This is a genomic window from Liquorilactobacillus oeni DSM 19972, assembly GCF_001436275.1.
Lineage (GTDB): Bacteria > Bacillota > Bacilli > Lactobacillales > Lactobacillaceae > Liquorilactobacillus > Liquorilactobacillus oeni.
The window spans coordinates 23,570-42,449 of the sequence record NZ_AZEH01000037.1 but is presented as its reverse complement, the minus strand read 5'-3'; the positions used below and the strand labels follow the sequence as shown (position 1 = coordinate 42,449).

Annotated in this window: 16 protein-coding genes and 1 tRNA gene; 1 reads left to right on the top strand and 16 read right to left on the bottom strand. The window is 38.4% G+C overall.

Annotated elements, in window-relative coordinates:
* Nucleotides 1-19: 19 nt before the first annotated feature.
* The 7 genes from FD46_RS04965 to FD46_RS04935 form a co-directional block, all read right to left on the bottom strand.
* A complete protein-coding gene (locus FD46_RS04965) occupies nucleotides 20-820 on the bottom strand; it encodes a TIGR00282 family metallophosphoesterase (protein ID WP_057896065.1) in 801 nt (266 codons plus the stop codon).
* 192 nt (nucleotides 821-1,012) lie between these two features.
* Nucleotides 1,013-2,563 carry a ribonuclease Y gene (rny, locus tag FD46_RS04960; RefSeq protein ID WP_420805343.1) on the bottom strand — a complete coding sequence of 517 codons (1,551 nt, stop codon included), beginning with the start codon at nucleotides 2,561-2,563 and terminating at the stop codon, nucleotides 1,013-1,015.
* A 213-nt stretch (nucleotides 2,564-2,776) separates the two neighbouring features.
* On the bottom strand, nucleotides 2,777-4,477 hold the full coding sequence (argS, locus tag FD46_RS04955; RefSeq protein WP_057896063.1) for an arginine--tRNA ligase: 1,701 nt from the start codon (nucleotides 4,475-4,477) through the stop codon (nucleotides 2,777-2,779).
* A 269-nt stretch (nucleotides 4,478-4,746) separates the two neighbouring features.
* Nucleotides 4,747-4,817 (bottom strand) — tRNA-Gly (locus FD46_RS04950).
* A 48-nt stretch (nucleotides 4,818-4,865) separates the two neighbouring features.
* Entirely contained in the window at nucleotides 4,866-5,072 is a 207-nt protein-coding gene (locus FD46_RS04945; protein WP_057896062.1) for a hypothetical protein, read from the bottom strand.
* A 94-nt stretch (nucleotides 5,073-5,166) separates the two neighbouring features.
* Nucleotides 5,167-6,528 carry an MATE family efflux transporter gene (locus FD46_RS04940; protein ID WP_057896061.1) on the bottom strand — a complete coding sequence of 454 codons (1,362 nt, stop codon included), beginning with the start codon at nucleotides 6,526-6,528 and terminating at the stop codon, nucleotides 5,167-5,169.
* A 95-nt stretch (nucleotides 6,529-6,623) separates the two neighbouring features.
* Nucleotides 6,624-7,535, bottom strand: a complete 912-nt coding sequence (locus FD46_RS04935) for a LysR family transcriptional regulator (protein ID WP_057896060.1) — start codon at nucleotides 7,533-7,535, stop codon at nucleotides 6,624-6,626.
* A 142-nt stretch (nucleotides 7,536-7,677) separates the two neighbouring features.
* On the opposite strand from FD46_RS04935, the gene FD46_RS04930 reads away from it, so the two are divergent.
* Nucleotides 7,678-8,865: an aminotransferase-like domain-containing protein gene (locus FD46_RS04930; protein ID WP_057896059.1), complete on the top strand. Its 1,188-nt coding sequence runs from the start codon at nucleotides 7,678-7,680 to the stop codon at nucleotides 8,863-8,865.
* A gap of 177 nt (nucleotides 8,866-9,042) precedes the next feature.
* Here FD46_RS04930 and purD read toward each other — a convergent pair whose 3' ends face one another.
* Genes purD through purC form a run of 9 tightly spaced genes read right to left on the bottom strand, consistent with a single transcriptional unit; the run spans nucleotide 9,043 to nucleotide 18,834 of the window.
* Nucleotides 9,043-10,311 carry a phosphoribosylamine--glycine ligase gene (gene purD, locus FD46_RS04925; RefSeq protein ID WP_057896058.1) on the bottom strand — a complete coding sequence of 423 codons (1,269 nt, stop codon included), beginning with the start codon at nucleotides 10,309-10,311 and terminating at the stop codon, nucleotides 9,043-9,045.
* A 26-nt stretch (nucleotides 10,312-10,337) separates the two neighbouring features.
* Nucleotides 10,338-11,876: a bifunctional phosphoribosylaminoimidazolecarboxamide formyltransferase/IMP cyclohydrolase gene (gene purH / locus FD46_RS04920; RefSeq protein WP_057896057.1), complete on the bottom strand. Its 1,539-nt coding sequence runs from the start codon at nucleotides 11,874-11,876 to the stop codon at nucleotides 10,338-10,340.
* Nucleotides 11,873-12,463 (bottom strand): phosphoribosylglycinamide formyltransferase, encoded by a 591-nt coding sequence (gene purN, locus FD46_RS04915; protein WP_057896056.1) that lies wholly within the window; start codon nucleotides 12,461-12,463, stop codon nucleotides 11,873-11,875. Before purN ends, purH begins: the two co-directional genes overlap by 4 nt.
* Before the next feature lie 11 nt (nucleotides 12,464-12,474).
* Entirely contained in the window at nucleotides 12,475-13,515 is a 1,041-nt protein-coding gene (gene purM / locus FD46_RS04910) for a phosphoribosylformylglycinamidine cyclo-ligase (RefSeq protein ID WP_057896055.1), read from the bottom strand.
* Complete coding sequence (gene purF, locus FD46_RS04905; protein ID WP_057896054.1) at nucleotides 13,487-14,968, bottom strand: amidophosphoribosyltransferase; 1,482 nt, start codon at nucleotides 14,966-14,968, stop codon at nucleotides 13,487-13,489. The genes purM and purF overlap by 29 nt, the downstream gene beginning before the upstream one ends.
* Entirely contained in the window at nucleotides 14,944-17,169 is a 2,226-nt protein-coding gene (gene purL / locus FD46_RS04900; protein WP_162257996.1) for a phosphoribosylformylglycinamidine synthase subunit PurL, read from the bottom strand. The genes purF and purL overlap by 25 nt, the downstream gene beginning before the upstream one ends.
* A gap of 5 nt (nucleotides 17,170-17,174) precedes the next feature.
* Nucleotides 17,175-17,861, bottom strand: coding sequence for a phosphoribosylformylglycinamidine synthase subunit PurQ (purQ, locus tag FD46_RS04895; protein ID WP_057896052.1), 687 nt, complete (start codon nucleotides 17,859-17,861; stop codon nucleotides 17,175-17,177).
* Complete coding sequence (purS, locus tag FD46_RS04890; protein ID WP_057896051.1) at nucleotides 17,861-18,112, bottom strand: phosphoribosylformylglycinamidine synthase subunit PurS; 252 nt, start codon at nucleotides 18,110-18,112, stop codon at nucleotides 17,861-17,863. Before purS ends, purQ begins: the two co-directional genes overlap by 1 nt.
* A complete protein-coding gene (purC, locus tag FD46_RS04885; RefSeq protein WP_057896050.1) occupies nucleotides 18,103-18,834 on the bottom strand; it encodes a phosphoribosylaminoimidazolesuccinocarboxamide synthase in 732 nt (243 codons plus the stop codon). The genes purS and purC overlap by 10 nt, the downstream gene beginning before the upstream one ends.
* Between the last annotated feature and the right edge of the window lie 46 nt (nucleotides 18,835-18,880).

Below are 18,880 nucleotides of genomic sequence, written 5' to 3'. Positions count from 1 at the left end.
TTTTTCTCCTTTATCACTATCATTCATCAAAAGGATGATCTGCATTAATCTGAAGCGGTGTAATTTTTTGTGCTACTCCAGTCTCATCGGCAATATCGATCACACAACAAGAAAGTGTCCTGCGTCCTCCTTCAGCAACCTCAAAACGGGTAGGCATCTGGTTTAAAAAACGCGAAATTACATTTTGACGGCGCATACCTAAAATACCGTCATATGGTCCTGTCATTCCTACATCAGATAAAAATGCTGTTCCTTTGGGTAAAATACGTGCATCATTTGTCTGAACATGAGTATGGGTTCCGATTACAGCAGAAACTTTACCATCAAAATACCAAGAAAAAGCTTCTTTCTCACTAGTTGTTTCAGCATGAAAATCTACAAAAATACAATTAGTTTTCTTTCTCAGCTCAGCGATCAATTCATTTGCAACCGCAAAAGGATCATCCGAAGGTCCCATGAAAACTCGTCCTTGCAAGTTGATAACAGCTAATTTTTGTTGATTAATTTGAATAACTGTATGACCGATTCCAGGTACTCTGCCCGCCGAAAAGTTTGCAGGACGCAATATCTTTTTTGCAGAATCAATGAAAAGACTAATTTCTGGGTTGTCCCAAACATGATTCCCCATTGTAATCACATCTGTACCAGCTGCTAGAATTCTCTTATAAACCTGTTCATTTATTCCCCGTCCCCTTGTTGCATTCTCTGCATTTACTATAGTCACTTGCGGATGAAATCTTCTTTTTAGTTTAGGCAAATAATCATCAACCATGTCCTGACCAGTATTTCCCATAATATCACCAATGAACAATATACGCATACTTTTCCCCTCTTCTAAATAGCTGCTCATTTAAGTTTAGCATTTTAATGATAAGTTGCGAAACCTCTACTCATTTTTTTAATAATTTGTGTAAGAAAGCGGGGCTGTGGCAAAATTTATGTTTTGCCACAGCCCCTGCTTACAATATTATGAAATACCCATATTTAGATTAATACTACTGATAAAACCCTTCTACTTAGCATATTCAACAGCTCTCACTTCTCTAATCACCGTCACCTTAATATGCCCTGGGTACTCTAGTTCGTCTTCAATTCTATTTTTAATATCATGAGCAAGAACACTTGATTCCAAATCGTTCACTTCATTTGGTTTAACAATTACTCGCAACTCTCGACCAGCTTGAATTGCGTAACTCTTCTTTACACCGTCAAAGTTATTCGTAATTTTTTCTAGTTTTTCCAAACGATGAATGTAATTCTCAAGTGATTCGCTTCTTGCACCTGGTCTTGCAGCTGAAATAGCATCTGCAGCGGCAACAAGAACTGCAATGGTACATGTTGGTTCAACGTCACCGTGATGAGAAGCAATTGTATTGATTACTACATTACTTTCATGATACTTCTTCGTTAATTCTACACCAATCTGAACATGCGACCCATTTACTTCATGATCAATAGCCTTTCCAATATCGTGCAAAAGTCCCGCACGTTTAGCTAGATCAACATCCTCATCGAGTTCCGCAGCTAACACACCAGTGATTTTAGCAACTTCTATAGAATGATCCAAAACATTTTGTCCATAACTTGTTCTGAATTTCAAGCGGCCAATCGTTTTGATTAAATCTGGATGCATAGAATGTAATCCTAAGTCAAATACGGCTTCTTCTCCGATTTCTCGAATTTTAGCATCCATTTCTTTAGTGGACTTTTCCACCATTTCTTCGATTCTTGCTGGATGAATCCGCCCATCTTGAATGAGCTTTTCCAAGGACATTTTGGCTATTTCACGTCTTACAGGATCAAAACCGCTTAAGACAACAGCTTCTGGGGTATCATCAATAATCAAATCAATTCCAGTCAAAGTTTCAAGCGTTCGAATATTACGGCCTTCGCGGCCAATAATTCGACCCTTCATTTCATCATTTGGCAATGAAACTACTGATACAGTTGTTTCAGATACTGTGTCAGCAGCACTTCTTTGAATCGCTTGTGCAATCAAGTTTTTAGCAGTTCTATCAGCACTGGCTTTAGCTTCTGCTTCGCTGTCTTTTATCATAACTGCTCTTTCATGACTAAGTGATTCTTTGGTCTCAGACATAATCACTTTTTTAGCCTGTTCACGTGTCAAAGATGCAACTCTTTCAAGCTCTGTTTCTTGTTCTTGAATTAGCAAGTCGACTTTATTTCTTTGCTTATCCAATTCTTTCTTTTGACTATCAATCTGATTTCCTTTTTGAATTAACCCCTGTTCGCGCTTTTCAAGAGCAGAATCTTTATGATCAAGATTTTCTTCTCTTTGAAGCAGTCTGTTTTCTTGTCTTTGTACCTCTGTGCGCCGTTCTTTTAACTCCTTTTCAATCTCGCCTCTGTAACGATGACTCTCATCCTTAGCTTCTAAAATAGCTTCTTTTTTTTGTGCTTCTGCTTCTTTCTTAGCATTTTTCAAGATTCCCTGTGCCGTTTTTGTGGCAGCATCTAATGTCTTCTCATAGCCTCTTTTACGAAAAACGATACCTAAAGCAAACCCAATACCCAAAGTTATAATAGCGATGGCGAGGATAATAATTGTTAAATTCAAATTTTCACCTCCACATCGTCAAAAAATGATTAAAAACTGAAAATAACCATTGCTTTAAAGATGTTATTAATTTTTCCACACAAGAACATTTTACTTTCAGACCATGTGTAATGTCAACACAAACCGGTCTGTTAACATTTTTCTCTCAAAAAAAGCGCTTGAACATTATTGTATAACATGTCAGCGCTAATCCAATTATTACATTTTATCGGGTGCATGCACTCCGAGAAGATTTAAGGATTCTTTCAAAACAGTTGCAACGCTCTTTACCAGAGCAAGTCTTGCATACAATTGCTCATCATCCTTTAAAACCTTAGAATGAGCATAGTATTTATTGAAGGCTTTTGCCAAATGCAGGCCATACTTTGCAATCACTGAAGGCTCGTATTCAACGACTGCCCGCTTCACCATTTTAGGAAAAGCAGCAATCTCAGTAATAACTTCCCATGATTCAGGATCATTCAGACTATAGTTTTCTTGTTCATTTAAAACGTGGCCTTCTTCTTTTGCTTTGCGTAAAATACTCATTGCACGAGCATGTGAGTATTGCACATAAGGACCAGTTTCACCTTCAAACCGAACTACTTCTTCAAGGTTAAAGTCAAAATTGTTCATTCTCTCATTTTTCAGGTCATGGAAAATAACGGCGCCTACGCCTACTTCTTTTGCAACCTGCTCTTTATTTTCCAGATTCGGATTTTTTGCTTCGATTTGTTTCCTTGCAAGTTGGACTGCATCATCAAGAACTTCATCCAGTAAAATAACTCTGCCGGCTCTGGTTGAAAGTTTTTTCCCGTCCTGAGTAATCAATCCGAATGGAATATGATGAATATCATCAGACCATGGTTCACCCATCTCTTTTAAAACTGCTTTAAGCTGTTTAAAATGATTTGTCTGTTCATTACCAACCACGTAAAGAGACTGGACAAAGTTATAAGTTCTTTTGCGGTACAAAGCTGCTGCAAGATCACGTGTAATATAAAGAGTGGCCCCGTCTGTCTTACGGATCAATGCAGGATTAAGGTCATACTTATCAAGATCAACAATTTGCGCTCCGCGACTTTCCTTTAACAAATCCCTTTTTTCTAGAATTGAAACAATCTCAGCCATTTTATCATTATAAAAAGCTTCACCATTAAAAGAATCAAATTCAACTCCTAATTTTTCATATATTTTCATAAAAGACTTAAGAGATTCTGAACGGAACCATTTCCACAAACGAATAGCTTCTTCATCACCGTCTTCCAGTTTCTTGAACCATCCACGAGCCTTTTCATCAAGTTCAGGATGTGCAACATCTTCTTTATGAAAACGAACATAATATTCCAGCAGTTTGTTTATTGGGTCAGCTTTTACTTCTTCTTCGCTCCCCCATAATTTATACGCTTCAATCAATTTACCGAATTGGGTCCCCCAATCCCCTAAATGATTAATTTTAATGGGATGATAGTTTACTTTTTTTAACAATTTAGCAAGAGAATTCCCAATTACCGTGGAACGTAAATGTCCCATTGAAATCGGTTTGGCAATATTGGGTGAAGACATATCAATAGGAACATTTCCACCCTTTCCCAGATCTTGATCTCCATAAGAAAACTGCTGCCTCAAAACTGTGCTAATAACTGCAGCACTAGCTTGGCTTTTATCCATAAAAAAGTTAACGTATGGGCCAACAGCCTGTATTTTTTCAAAATGCTCCTGGTTAATTTTCTGTACTATTTCTGCAGCGATTTGCTGCGGAGCCTTATGAAGTGTTTTTGCCAATAAAAATGCAGGAAAAGCATAGTCCCCAAGTGCTAAGTCTTTAGGCTTTTCCAAAACCTGCTTAATTTTTTCTGCAGAAAGTTTATCACCAAGTACTTCTGCTAATACTCTAATAACTTGATCTCTAAATTCCATGTATACTCCTCCTTATATAAAAAAAGCTCCTACATTGTTAAATGTAAGAGACGAGAAAACCCGCGGTACCACTCTAATTAATTGATCAGCAATCCACTCAATATAAAATTTTAAATCCTAAGGAATACGATTCAGAAAATCTCATGATCCGGCTCGCACCACCCCAGACTCGCTCAACAATCAAATGACCCTACTAGTTCCCATTATCGGATACTTTTGAACTAAACTTAGATAGGTTTGTCCCTAATCGGACATTAATTATACTACAAAGCGGGTGACGAGAATCGAACTCGCGACATCAGCTTGGGAAGCTGGAATTTTACCACTAAACTACACCCGCACAACAGATAGTAGTATAGCATAAAAGTTAAAAAGTGTCAGCTTATTTTTAGGATACTTTTTTCATGTCCCTTAACCGTACAATTACTCTGTTATGAAAATCATTAACTGCCACTTCATCAGACGCATCATGATCCAAAATAGCTACCATTGCCGAGTTTTCATATACTTTTTCTATAGAACCTACGAAATCATGAGTTAATGTCCCAAATTTTTTACACTTAACTTTTTCACCAATATTAAACATACTGTCCATTAAATCACCTTCTATCAACAAATTCTCAAGAATAATATCAAATATATAGATTGAGCGCAACTTTTTTAACTCTTCAATTTTAAAAAAATACTTTTTATACTCGGATACCTTCTGGAAACTCTTCTTCTTTTTTGCGTAGCATTTTCATTGCTTTGAAATACGAGAAAATTAAGACACTGCATGAACCCAGCCAAGCTAAGGGACTTGCAAAGCAAGCACCCACATAACCAACAGACGATGCTAAAATCAAGGCTGCCAAGCATCTCATCAACAACTCGACCATTCCAGCAAGGGTTGGGATAACACTTTGCCCCAGCCCTTGGAGGGTATAACGCAAAACAAAAAGGGTAGCGAGCAGCAGGTAAAAAGTGCAGTTTGCATTAAAATATATCTGTGCCAAGTTCAAAACCTCTGTCTCGGCTTTACCTACAAAAAGAACCACTAAATCTTTTCCAAAAAGAATTACCAGCAGACCAGCACCTAAGCTGAAAAGACCAGACACGATCAGGCATTGCTTAACACCCTTTAAAATACGCTCATATTTTCCTGCACCATAATTTTGTGCAGTAAAAGTAGCCATTGCGACCCCAAAAGACATCATTGGCTGGATTGCAACTTGATCAATTTTTCCAGCTGCAGTCGCGGCTGCAACTGCAGTGGTACCCAGCCCATTTAAGGCTGCTTGCACCATAATAGAACCGATTGCAATTATTGAAGTCTGAAAAGCCATAGGAAGCCCTACATAAAGATGCCGCTTAAGCTCTACAAGAGTGACTGCTTTAAAATCACGCTTTCTAACCTGAAGCAAAGGTATTTTCTTAATGATATAGACAATACACAAAAAAACCGAAAAAACTTGTGCAATAACGGTAGCGTAACCTGCACCTTCAACACCCATTTTTAAAACAAGAATGAAAAAGAGCTCAAGTCCAATGTTTACAATTGCTGCAATGATAAGAAAGTATAGCGGTGTCCTGCTATCACCCAACGCTCGAATAACATTCGCCAACAAATTAAAAGCCATTGATGAAAAAATACCTGCAAAGATAATTGATATAAAAAGCTGTGCATCTTGTTCAATTTCTTTAGGTGTCTGCATAAGTACTAAAATATCTTTAATAAAGAAAAGACTAAGGAAAGTCAAGATTACAGTTGTAACCGAACTAATAATAATGCTTGTTGCAAAGCTTTCCCTAACCTTTTTATAATTTCCTGCACCAAAATACTGTGCAGTCATAATCGACAGCCCGGCCGTTAACCCTTGTGCAAAACCAATAATTAAAAATTGAATGCTTCCGGTTGATCCTACAGCTGCTAATTCATTCACACCTAGAGTCTGCCCCACAATTAATGTATCAGAAATACTGTAAAATTGCTGGAACAAATTTCCAATCAAAAGCGGCAGTGTAAACATCAAAATAAGTTTAATTGGACTTCCCTTGGTTAATTCCCTCACTCTTTTACCTCCAGTCTCAGAACTTTCTTGCAAAACGACAATTTCAAATACTATCACATTCATGTGCTAAATTGAACCCTTTTTAAAGAAACTTTTTAAAAAAGATTAGCAAACTGTTTTGCCCACTCATCCCCGTATCTTTTTAACAGATATTTTTGAATTTCTTTTACAAAAGCACGTGTTGATGGAGTTTGTTTAGCTTCTGCGTGTGATATAAGACAGATAGTCCGATAAAAATGCTCCTGAAAAGGATACCTATTTACATTTCCAGATAATTTTTGCAATGCCAGTTCTGGAAGAATTCCTAAGCCTAAACCACTTTCAACCATCGCAATTATTGAGGCATCGTCAATACTGTAGTGAATTGAATTAACAGAAACATTATAAGTATCCAAAGCTTTTTTTGTATCACGATCATAATCAATTTGCTGCAAAATAAAATTTTTATCCTGAATATCACTTCTAGCAATAATTTTATCTGCACGGGGAGTGAAACTTTTAGGTGTTATACAATATATTGGATCCCTATGCAAGGGAATTACTTCAAGTTTTTCCTTGATAGGCAGTGCACTAAATCCTAAATCAAGTGTCCCTACTCTGACCTGCTCGGCAACTGCATTAAAATTCCCCTGAATGACAGATAGTTCTATATTAGGATACGTTTTTTTAAAACTGCGAATAATGTCCGGCAGCCAGTTAATGCAGACACTACTAAAAGCCCCAATCCTTATTCGTCCTTCATTTAAACCATTAATGCGAGCGGCCTCTTCTCTTAACTTTGCCTCAGTATTTAAAATTTCCTGTACAACCGGTAAGACTTTCTTACCATCTGAAGTAAGTTTTACTCCTGTACGATTACGTACAAAAAGTGAGAAGCCCAATTCTTTTTCCAAGCCTGCAATTGAATGGCTAACTGCAGACGGGGTTACTCTAAGCTGAGTAGCAGCTGCAAAAAAAGTTTTTCGCTTTGCAACTTCACTAAAAACTTCATACGAAAAATTAGCCAAAATAGGTATTCCTTTCTTAAGTGAATTAATTTCACTTTAAATTGAAAAACTTGAGTTTTACTTAATTCAAAAATAAAGGTACACTTATTTCAACATAAAAGCAAGGCTAATTTTCAATTTTAAATAATAAGGAGGGCCTGACATGATTCCAACTTTTTCACACCGCATAAACCAAGATTCGTCAAGTCTAGACGAACTTTTCAAGTTGAGCGCACAAGCCAACAAGATTTCATTTGCAGGCGGTTACCCTGATCCAAATTTATTTCCTAAAGATGAACTTAAAAGGGCCTTTGAAAAACGAATTAACGACGAATCCAACGATCTTTTTCAATACCGTACAGTTACGGGATACGAGCCCTTAAGACAAAAAATTGCATCATCAACAAAAAAAATGGGTTTTGATTGTTCTTCAGAAGAAATTATGTTAACACAAGGAGCTCAGCAAGGAATTAAATTGCTGTCAAGTCTCTTTCTTGATGACCATGATGGAATTGCTGTTGAAGCACCAACCTATGTAGGGGCTTTAGAAGCTTTCAATGAGCATCTTCCAAAATACTACGAGATTCCAATGGAAAAAGATGGTATGGATTTGGAGACTCTAGAAAATACACTACAGCATAACAAGATTAAAATCATCTATACTATTCCTAATTTTCAGAATCCAACAGGCTATTGCATGTCGACAATAAAAAGAAAAAGATTGGCAGCACTTGCAGCAAAATATCAAGCTGTCGTCATTGAAGACGATCCTTACCGTGAATTGCGCTATGAAGGGTCAGCTCTTCCTGCCATCAAATCCTTTGACAGAACCGGAAACGTAATTACACTAGGCAGTTTTTCAAAAATTCTTTCCCCTGCTTTACGCTGTGGCTGGTTGATTGCTTCTCCAGAGATTGTTAAACAGCTTTCCTCCTTACGACTTTCATATGACTGTCAATCTTCTAACGTTTTGCTTGAGAGTATTGATCAATACCTTGGCGAAAACAGTATTGAAAAACATATTGACCATTTGCGAAGAGCATACCGTTTGAAAATGCAGACAATGTTAACTTGTCTTGAAGATGAATTACCTACAGATTGCAGCTTTTCGCATCCTCAAGGCGGCTTCTTTATCTGGGTCACACTGCCTCAAGGATGTGATGCAGCTATCTTGTTAAAACAAACAAACATAGTTACTTTTCTTGAGGGGTCATCTCTTTTTGCAAATAGTTCACCCAAAAATTACATTAGGTTGAACTTTACGGGGGTTTCGCTTTCTGAGATTAAAAAAGGATGCGCAGATCTTGGGGAAGCTATTAAATATTCGCTAGTAAATCAATTTGCTATCTAAAATAAGGAGACCTCACTTCAATCTGAAACAATCAGTTACTAAATCTTTAAACTGCAATAAAAAATTTAAGTATCTTACAATGTGTGCAAGGGGCTGAGCCAAAACATAAGTTTTGGCTCAGCCCCTTTAGACTATCTTGCAGTTTATGTACTGACATATTTTCAATAAATGCCCTAACTAAGAATTGCCCTTTGAGAGAGCCTTCGCTCCAATATCTTCACGGTAAAAGCAACCTGAAAGTGAAAGTTTTTCAATATAATGATAGGCTTTTTTTTGTGCCTCAAGTAATGTCGCGGCAGTTGCAGCAACAGTCAATAATCTGCCACCTGCACCTATCATCTTCCCGTTTTGTTCCATAACATTAGCATAATCAATTGTTATATCAGGTTCTTCAATAAAAGAGGACAAGCTTTGCCCCTGTTTAGGTTTTTGCGGATAGCCTTGAGCTGCAATAACAATCCCCAAACAAGCATTTTGTTTAAATTCAAGCTGTTTCATTGTGCGCATACGAAGACAATCATCGATCAGTACTGCAAAATCAGTTTTTAATCTAGGCAAAACAACCTGTGTTTCAGGATCTCCCAAACGCACATTATATTCAATCACCTTAGGTCCGCTCGCAGTCAAAATCAGTCCAATATATAAGACACCAACGTAATCAAAATTTCTTTTTCTCAATCCCTGAATAGAAGGCTCAACAACTTCTGTAATCATTTGCTGATAGTCAGTGTGCAAAAGTTGGGGCACAGGGCTGTATGCTCCCATACCGCCTGTATTCGGTCCTTTATCAAAATTATAAGCACGTTTATGATCTTGGGCCATTGGCAGAATCTGATAATTTTTTTCATTGACAACTACAAAAAGCGAGTATTCTTGACCTTCCAAAAATTCTTCAAAAACAAGCCGTTGCTGGCCATTATCAAAGAGTCGTGTGACTGTTTCTTGGGCAGTTGCCACATCTTGACAAATTGTGACACCTTTACCGCCAGCAAGACCGTCAGCTTTAATTACAAGCGGCAAAGGCCAGTTTGTCAACGCTTTTAACGCTTCTTCTTTTACACCAAAAGATTGGTATTTAGCCGTTGGAACATGCTGTGTCGTCATAAAACGTAACGCAAAATCTTTTGAGCCCTCCAACTGTGCGGCCTCTGCAGATGGTCCAAATATTTTTAATCCATCTTTTTTGAAAGAATCCACAATTCCATTTACCAAAGCATTCTCTGGCCCAACAAAAGTCCAATCAATTGCATTTTCTTTTACAAACTTCTTTAAGTTACTAAAATCAAGTTCAGACAGATCAATTGTCTTTATTCCTGTTTTTTTCATACCGTCATTTCCTGGGGCACAAAAAACATCACTGACACAGTGACTTTTTAAAAAAGATCTGCAAATTGCATGTTCACGTGCACCCGAACCAACTACAAGAAGCCTTAACTTTTTTTCCAAGTTTATTCCTCCATCTTAATGTCTGATTAGTGTCTGAAATGACGTATTCCGGTAGTCAACATGGTAATTCCAAATTTGTCAGCCATTGCAATTGAATCTTTGTCACGAATACTACCACCTGGTTGAACAATTGCCTTGATACCATGTTCTGCAGCATATTCAACACAATCATCCATTGGAAAGAAAGCGTCACTAGCCAAAACAGCTTCATCATCAATTGCACTGCCCGCTTTTTTAATAGCAATCTTAGTTGAATCAATTCGATTAGGCTGCCCTGCTCCAATGCCAAGTGTTCTTTTACTGTTAGCAACAACAATGGCATTGCTCTTTGTATGTTTAACTGCCTTCCACGCAAATAATAAAGTACTAAGCTGCTCTGCTGTTGGCTTAACCTTAGTCACAATTTCCCATTTTTTAGGTTCTTCGTGCAAAACATCTTGTTCCTGCACCAAAAGGCCTCCTAGCACAGAAACTACTTCCTTTTGCGGTCTTTCATTTTTGCTTGCAAAATCAAGTTGTAAAAGCCGCAAATTCTTTTTCTTAGCTAAAATGGCAAAGGCCTCTTCTTCAAAAGCAGGTGCGATAATAATTTCCAAGAAAAGCTGATGCATTTTTTGAGCTGTCGCAACATCTACTTTACGATTCAAAACAATCACACCACCAAAGATTGAAATCGGATCTGCTTGATATGCAAGATCCCAAGCAGTTTCCAAAGAAGACGCACGTCCGATTCCACAAGGATTCATGTGTTTCAGGGCTACTACGGTAGGTTCATCAAACTCACGCGCAATTCTCAAAGCAGCATCTGCGTCTTTGATATTGTTATATGATAATTTCTTGCCGTGAAGCTGTTCTGCACTACTCAATGCGTATTTCGAAGGAAGAGCATCACGGTAAAACCATGCTTTTTGATGACTGTTTTCTCCATAGCGCATTGTATCTTCCAAATTATATGTTAAAGTCAGTTCCTCAGGAGCTTCAACCCCTGTTCTTTTTGAAAGATACTGGGCAATTAGAGCATCATACGCTGCCGTATGTCTGAAAGCTTTGGCAGCTAGCTTTGCACGTGTTTGCAGTGTAGTAGCTCCCTTTTCAGCAATTTCTTGTGCAATAACTGAATAATCTTTCGGGTCAGTGACAACCGTTACATCCTGATAATTTTTAGAAGCACTGCGCAACATACTTGGACCACCAATATCAATATTCTCAATTGCATCTGCCAATTTAACATCTGATTTTTCAATGGTTTGTTTAAAGGGATAAAGGTTAACACACACAAGATCAATTGGTTCAATATGCATTTTTTTCATTGTTTCTACATGGGCAGGAACTTCTCTTCTTCCCAACAAAGCTCCATGAATCAAGGGATTCAAAGTTTTTACACGTCCATCTAAAATTTCAGGAAAGCCAGTAACGTCTTCGACTGCAATTGTTTTGATACCTGCTTCATCAAGAAATTTTTTTGTTCCTCCAGTTGAAATAATCTCAAAATCATTTGCAACTAATTTTTTTATAAATGGGGCAAGCCCTTTTTTATCTGAAACACTGACCAAAGCTCTCTTCATTTCTCGTTTCCTTCTTTCTGTTGTAAATCCTGCAATATTTTTTTTACAACCTGTGGGTAGAGCTGATGTTCTCTTTCATGAATCCGTTTTTCCAATTCTGAAACAGTATCATCTTTCAAAATTGGCACCCTGCATTGTGCAATAATGGGGCCAGAATCAAGCCCTGCATCTACATAATGAACTGTAACACCTGTCTCTTCTTTTTTATCTGTAAAAGCTCTTTCAATAGAATGCAAGCCTGGATACTCAGGCAAATATGCCGGATGAAGATTGACGATTCTGCCTTCAAAATGTTGCAGAATTTTATTACCAATCACACGCAGATATCCTGCTAAAATAATAAAATCGATTTTTTGCGAAAGTAAAATTTTCAGAATTTTTTCTTCGTACTGTACCTTAGTACCACACTCCTTAACCGTGAATGTTTCAACAGGAACCTGATGACGCCGTGCTCGTGCAACAACATTGGCATTGGGATGATCACAAAAAAGCAGTGTTAATTCTCCTGGAAGTTGATGCTTTTCAAACATTTGTGCAAAAATTTCAAAATTTGAACCGTTTCCTGATGCAAAAATCGCAATCTTCATTTTAAAATGCCTCACTTGAATCTGATTTTTGTTTCTTTTTCTGGACGGTGACATAAGGAACCAATCTCGTAAAAACATTCTTCCTTCTGTTCAAAATATTTTCTGACCGCTGCCGCCTTATCTGGAGAAACTGCGAGTACCATCCCTAGTCCCATATTAAAAGTTTCAAAACAATCCTGCAAAGTCAATCTTCCTAATTCAGCTAAATATTTAAAAATTGGCAAAACATTCCAAGAATCTCTTTGGATAACAGCTTGCAAGTCATCAGCAAACATCCGTGGGAGATTTTCTATTAACCCGCCACCCGTAATGTGACTAATTCCGTTAAGCAACCCTCTTTCAATTAACGGCCATAGTATGCGGACATAAATTTTTGTAGGTTTCAGCAATTCTGCTGCAATCGTTTTTCCATCTAAAACAGCCGGTTGGGTATTGAAGTCCAGATGTTGCTCCTTAAAAATTATTTGACGAACTAATGAAAAACCGTTTGAATGTAATCCACTTGATGGTAAAGCAAATAAAAGATCCCCCTCTTGTGGACGGTCTTTTGTCAATAACTTTTCCTTTTCTGCAACTCCGACTGCAAAACCAGCAAGGTCATATTCATCTTTGGAATACATATCAGGCATTTCAGCGGTTTCACCACCGTTTAAAACAGCATGTGCTTGTTTACACCCAGTTGCAACTCCTTGCACTATCTGCGCAATTCTTTCTGGATTGTTATGACCGACGGCAATATAATCCATAAAATACAACGGCTGGGCTCCTTGAGCCAAAATATCATTGACACACATCGCAACACAGTCAATTCCAATTGTTTCATGCTTTTCAGTTTGCTGTGCAATTAAAAGTTTAGTACCAACTCCATCTGTTCCTGAAACAAGAATGGGATGCTCCATTTTACCAAGTACACCAAGATCAAATAAACCACCAAAGGAACCAATTTCTCCCATACAACCAGGCCGCTCTGTGCTCGCAACTGCACTACGAATCCTGCGAACTAATTCATAACCGGCATTGACGTCAACCCCTGCTTGCTGATAACGATTCATTTGCGGCAACCTCTCTTTCTTGCTGCTTTTTCAAGGAATCTAAATAACCCGCACGATAATCATAAAGTGGTGTTGGATACTTTCCATCAAAATATGCAACACATAAGCCACCATTAGGTTCTTCTGTACCTTCAGGAAGGTTTATTGCTTTAATCAAGTTAGGCAAAGACAGAAAAGATAGTGAGTCTGCACCAATCAATTCACGAATTTCTGGAATAGTATGATTAGCAGCAATTAATTCTGAACGTGTTGAAATATCAATCCCATAAAAACACGGAAAACGAAGCGGTGGAGAAGCAATCAGCATATGAACTTCTTTTGCTCCGGCTTCCCGTAAAAGACGCACAATTTGCCGACTTGTTGTTCCACGTACAATTGAATCATCAACAACGGCCACTCTTTTTCCCTCTACAACTCCGCGAACTGCTGAGAGCTTCATTTTAACTCCACGTTCACGTAACTGTTTTGTTGGTTGAATAAAAGTTCGCGCTACGTATTGATTCTTGATCAGCCCCATCTCATAAGGATGTCCACTTTCTTCCGCATACCCGCTTGCTGCAGACAAGGATGAATTTGGAACTCCCACTACCATGTCTACATCGACTGGTGCTTGATGTGCCAGCAATCTCCCCATTTTTTTACGTGCATTATGAACAGTAACACCATGAATAATTGAATCTGGACGTGAAAAATAAATGAATTCCATCGAACAAAGTGTAAGCTGCGTTTCTTGCGTATACGAATCAATATGCAAACCTGTTTCATCAATAGTGATCAACTCGCCAGGCTGCACATCACGTACAAAACGAGCTCCTACCGTATCTAACGCACATGTTTCACTTGCAACTACATAAGCTCCATTATCTAATTGTCCAATCGATAAAGGACGAAAACCATTGGGATCAAGTGCGGCATAAAGCCGGTTTTCACGCAATAACAAGAAGGCAAAGCCACCATGAACTTCATTTAGGCTCTGTTTCAACGCGCTAACAAAATCCATCCCTTTTTTTTGCCGAATAAGATGAATCAAGATCTCTGTATCTGAAGTTGATTGAAAAATTGCTCCTTCTTCTTCTAACTGCTCCTTAAGTGTCTCAGAATTTGTTAAGTTTCCATTGTGAGCAAGTGCAACATCCCCATCTCTGAAATGAAAAAAGAAAGGCTGCACATTTTCTAAAGTGTTATTGCCGCTTGTACCGTAACGGACGTGACCAATCGCGATATCTCCTACAAGAGAATTTAAATTATTCTCGTTGGCAAAGACCTCTGCAAGCAGTCCACGATTACGAAACCGCATCAACTTTTTACCATTACTGGATACAATGCCTGCGCCTTCTTGCCCACGATGCTGCAAACTATGAAGTCCAAAATATGTCAATTGGCTTGCCTTTGTTGCACCAAAAACGCCAAAAACACCACACTCTTCATTTAGTCCCTTGATTTCATAAGGCATGGTATTGCATCCTCCCATAATCTTTTTGCTTCTTCCAAATTCAAAACAGTCTTTCCGTCCTGATATGTCAGTTCACATTCTCTTTTTGAAGTAACTTCTCCAATCAAAACTGCATCTGTCCCCATCAATTTCTTAAACGCGGCCACATTTTGCGGAGCAACACTAACAACAAATCTTCCTGGAGTCTCACTAAAAAGCTGTTCACCTGCAAAATCCACCGAAACCGACAGACCCAATTGATTATGCAAAACTAACTCAACAAGGGCAACCGCTAACCCGCCTTCGCTGAGATCATGTGCACTTTCAAGTAATCCTTCTTGATTTGCCTGGAGCAATTTCTCCATTTTTTTAACCTCATCCGTCAATGAAAAGTCGTTAAGTGGGCCGCTAAATTTTCCTGTTAACATTTTTTGAATTTCAGTTCCCGCAAAATCATTACCAGTCTTTCCAATTAAAAACAGCTGTGCGCCTACACTTTTAACAGTTGGTGTCAAATAGTTACGCACATTTTCCAATAACCCCACCATTCCAACCATTGGCGTTGGAAAAATCGCCGTTCCGTTGCTTTCGTTATAAAGGGAAACATTGCCCGAAATAACAGGAGTATCAAGTTGACGACAGGCAGCAGCCATTCCCTTAACTGCTTGATGTAATTCCCAGCAAACCTCCGGATCATTCGGATCGCCAAAATTGAGACAGTCAGTGATTGCTAAGGGCTTTGCACCACTAGCAACCAGATTTGTTGCAGCTTCAAGCACAGCAATTTTTCCTCCAATGAAAGGATCTAGATATACAAAACGGCCATTACCATCAGTGGTAAGCGCAATTGCTTTATCTGTCTGCCTAATTCGTAAAACTGCAGCATCACTTCCTGGCCCTACAACTGTATTGGTTCTCACCTGTGAATCATAGGTTTCTGTGAAAATTCTTTTAGAAGCAATCGTGGGCTGTTGTAGCATTTTGCATAGAACATCTCCAACTGCTAATTGACCTGGATGCCAAGTTGGTTGTTCATTTCTCTTAATGATTCTTGCAGGTACTTTCTCACGACTGCTTTCTTCTAAGACATCATCAGTTAAACTTGCTACTGGAATATTTGTAACCACTTGTCCATGATGCTTAAGCAAATAATCTTTTTTTTCTGTTACTCTGCCGATTACAACTGCATCAAGCCCAAAATCGTGAAAAAGCTTCTTGACTTCCTCTTCAAAACCGGCCCGCACGCATAAAAGCATTCTTTCCTGAGACTCACTGAGCATTATTTCATAAGCTGACATTCCATCTTCACGTTGTGGAACGTTGTCTAGCTCAAGTATCATTCCACTTCCAGCTTTAGAAGCCATCTCACAACTTGATGAAACTAATCCAGCCGCACCCATATCTTGAATTCCAACAAGCCATTCTTGGTGTTTACTCGTCAGTAATAGGCATGCTTCCAACAAAAGCTTTTCCATGAATGGATCGCCTACTTGAACTGCCGAACGCTGTGTTTCCCTTTCATCACTAAAATCTGTAGAAGCAAATGTTGCTCCATGAATCCCATCTCTACCAGTTTTTGCTCCGACATACATCACAGCATTTCCAACACCCTTAGCCTGTCCCTTTTGCATCTTGCTTTGTGCGATAATTCCAACACACATTGCATTAACAAGTGGATTGTCAGCATAACATTCATCAAATGTAATTTCTCCACCGACAGTTGGAATGCCCATGCAGTTGCCATAGCCACCAATTCCCGCAACAACTTCATTAATAAGGTATCTTGTACGTGAATCTTTAATCTCTCCAAAGTGAAGTGAATCAAGCAGTGCAATCGGGCGTGCCCCCATACTGAAGATATCCCGGATAATTCCCCCAACTCCTGTCGCTGCACCTTCATAAGGTTCGACCGCCGAAGGATGGTTATGACTTTCAGCCTTGAAAACAATTCCTTGACCATCACCAATGTCAATAATTCCTGCACCTTCGCCCGGACCTTGCAGTACCCTTGCATTTTTATTAGGAAATTCGCGCAAAACTGCCTTAGATTTTTTATATGAACAGTGTTCACTCCACATCACTGCAAATAAACCTGTTTCTGTATAATTAGGCAGCCGACCCAGAAGCTTTTTTGCAATATAGTCATATTCTTTCTCACTAAGTCCCCATTCAAGGTATGGTTTCTTCTGCTTGATCTCTTGTGGACTCATTTCCATTTTGATGGTCATTAGCGGCTTGCCTCCTTTGTACGAACTTTTCCTTCTAACAATGACTTGAAAACACGCAGTCCATCAACATTTCCGAGTAAAGATTCAACAGCACGTTCTGGATGCGGCATCATCCCCAAAACATTACCTCTTTCATTGATAATGCCAGCAATGTTATTTAGACTGCCATTGGGGTTTTCATCTGCATAGCGAAAAACAACTTGTTGCTGATCCTCCAACTGAGATAATACATTCTTTTCTGCATAGTAACTTCCGTCTGCGTGCGCAATTGGTAAGTAAATTTTTTCTTTTGAATGGTACTGTTTAGTAAAGAGAGTTGCATTATTTTCAACTGTGAGCGCTGCTGTTTTACAAATGAACTTCAAATTATTATTTTTTTTCAGTGCTCCTGGAAGCAAACCCGCTTCTGTTAAAATTTGAAAACCATTGCAAATTCCCAAAACAGGTTTTCCTGCTCGTGCAAACTTCACAACTTCCGGCATAATGTTGCTAAAACGTGCAATAGCTCCACAACGTAAATAATCTCCATAAGAAAAGCCACCCGGAATCATTACCGCATCAAAATCGGCCAAACTTTTTTCCCGATACGAAACATACTGTGCATCCGTATTGCAAACAGAATGAAGTGCTTCAAAAAGATCAACATCGCAATTAGACCCTGGAAAAACTATAATAGCAATTCTCATTAGCCCTCCTCCAATAGTTCATAACGATATGTTTCCAAGTTAAAGTTGACGAGTAGCTGTTCTGAAATTTCATTAATTGTTTCAGCAACATCTGTAGTAGTAGAATCAAGCAGTACGTCAAAAAATTTTCCAACATTTACCTTTTTAACCTCTGGATGACCTAAACTTTGAACTGCATCTGTGATTGTCTGTCCCTGGGGATCAAAAACTGACTCCTTATACGTGACAAAAATACGCGCCTTTACCGCCATTTATTTGCCCCCTCACCTAATTTTGTTTCCAATCGTGTGAGTACTTCTTTATAAACAGTTGTTAAATCTCCTAAATTTCGTCTAAAAACATCTTTATCCATATGCTTTTTGCTCTTAACATCCCACAACCTGCAATTATCAGGGGAAAACTCATCAGCCAAAATCACTGTACCATCCTTCAAACGTCCAAATTCAAGCTTGTAATCGACTAACTGTAAACCAATTGAAGCGAAAAGTGCAGTCAATAACTGATCGACCTTGCGCGAAACTTGCCACATGTATTCAATTTCTTCTTCAGTAGCAATCTTTAACCCAAAAATTTGCGAGTTATTTATAAAAGGATCATCTAACTCATCACTTTTAAAATATGACTCTTCAATTGGCTTAACAAAAGTTGCGCCTTCCTTAATGTTAAAACGCGTGGAAAAATGCCCAGCAGCAATATTGCGAGTAACCATTTCAAGCGGAATTATCTGTACTTTACGGACAAGTTCTTCATCATTTGAAATTGTTTTAATAAAATGAGTGTGCACGCCTTGAGCATTCAAGTACTTAAAAATCAGAGTCGAAATTAGGTTGTTCAACCTTCCCTTTCCTTCAATCTCTGTTTTCTTTTTTCCATTTAGCGCAGTTGCCTGATTAGTATAGACAACCCTTAAAACATCCTCATCTGTAGTCGTCCACATTTGTTTGGCTTTTCCAGCATAGATCATTTTTTCCATAATAATTCGTCTTTCCTTTCTTCAAAAAGCGAACTTTAAAGTTAAT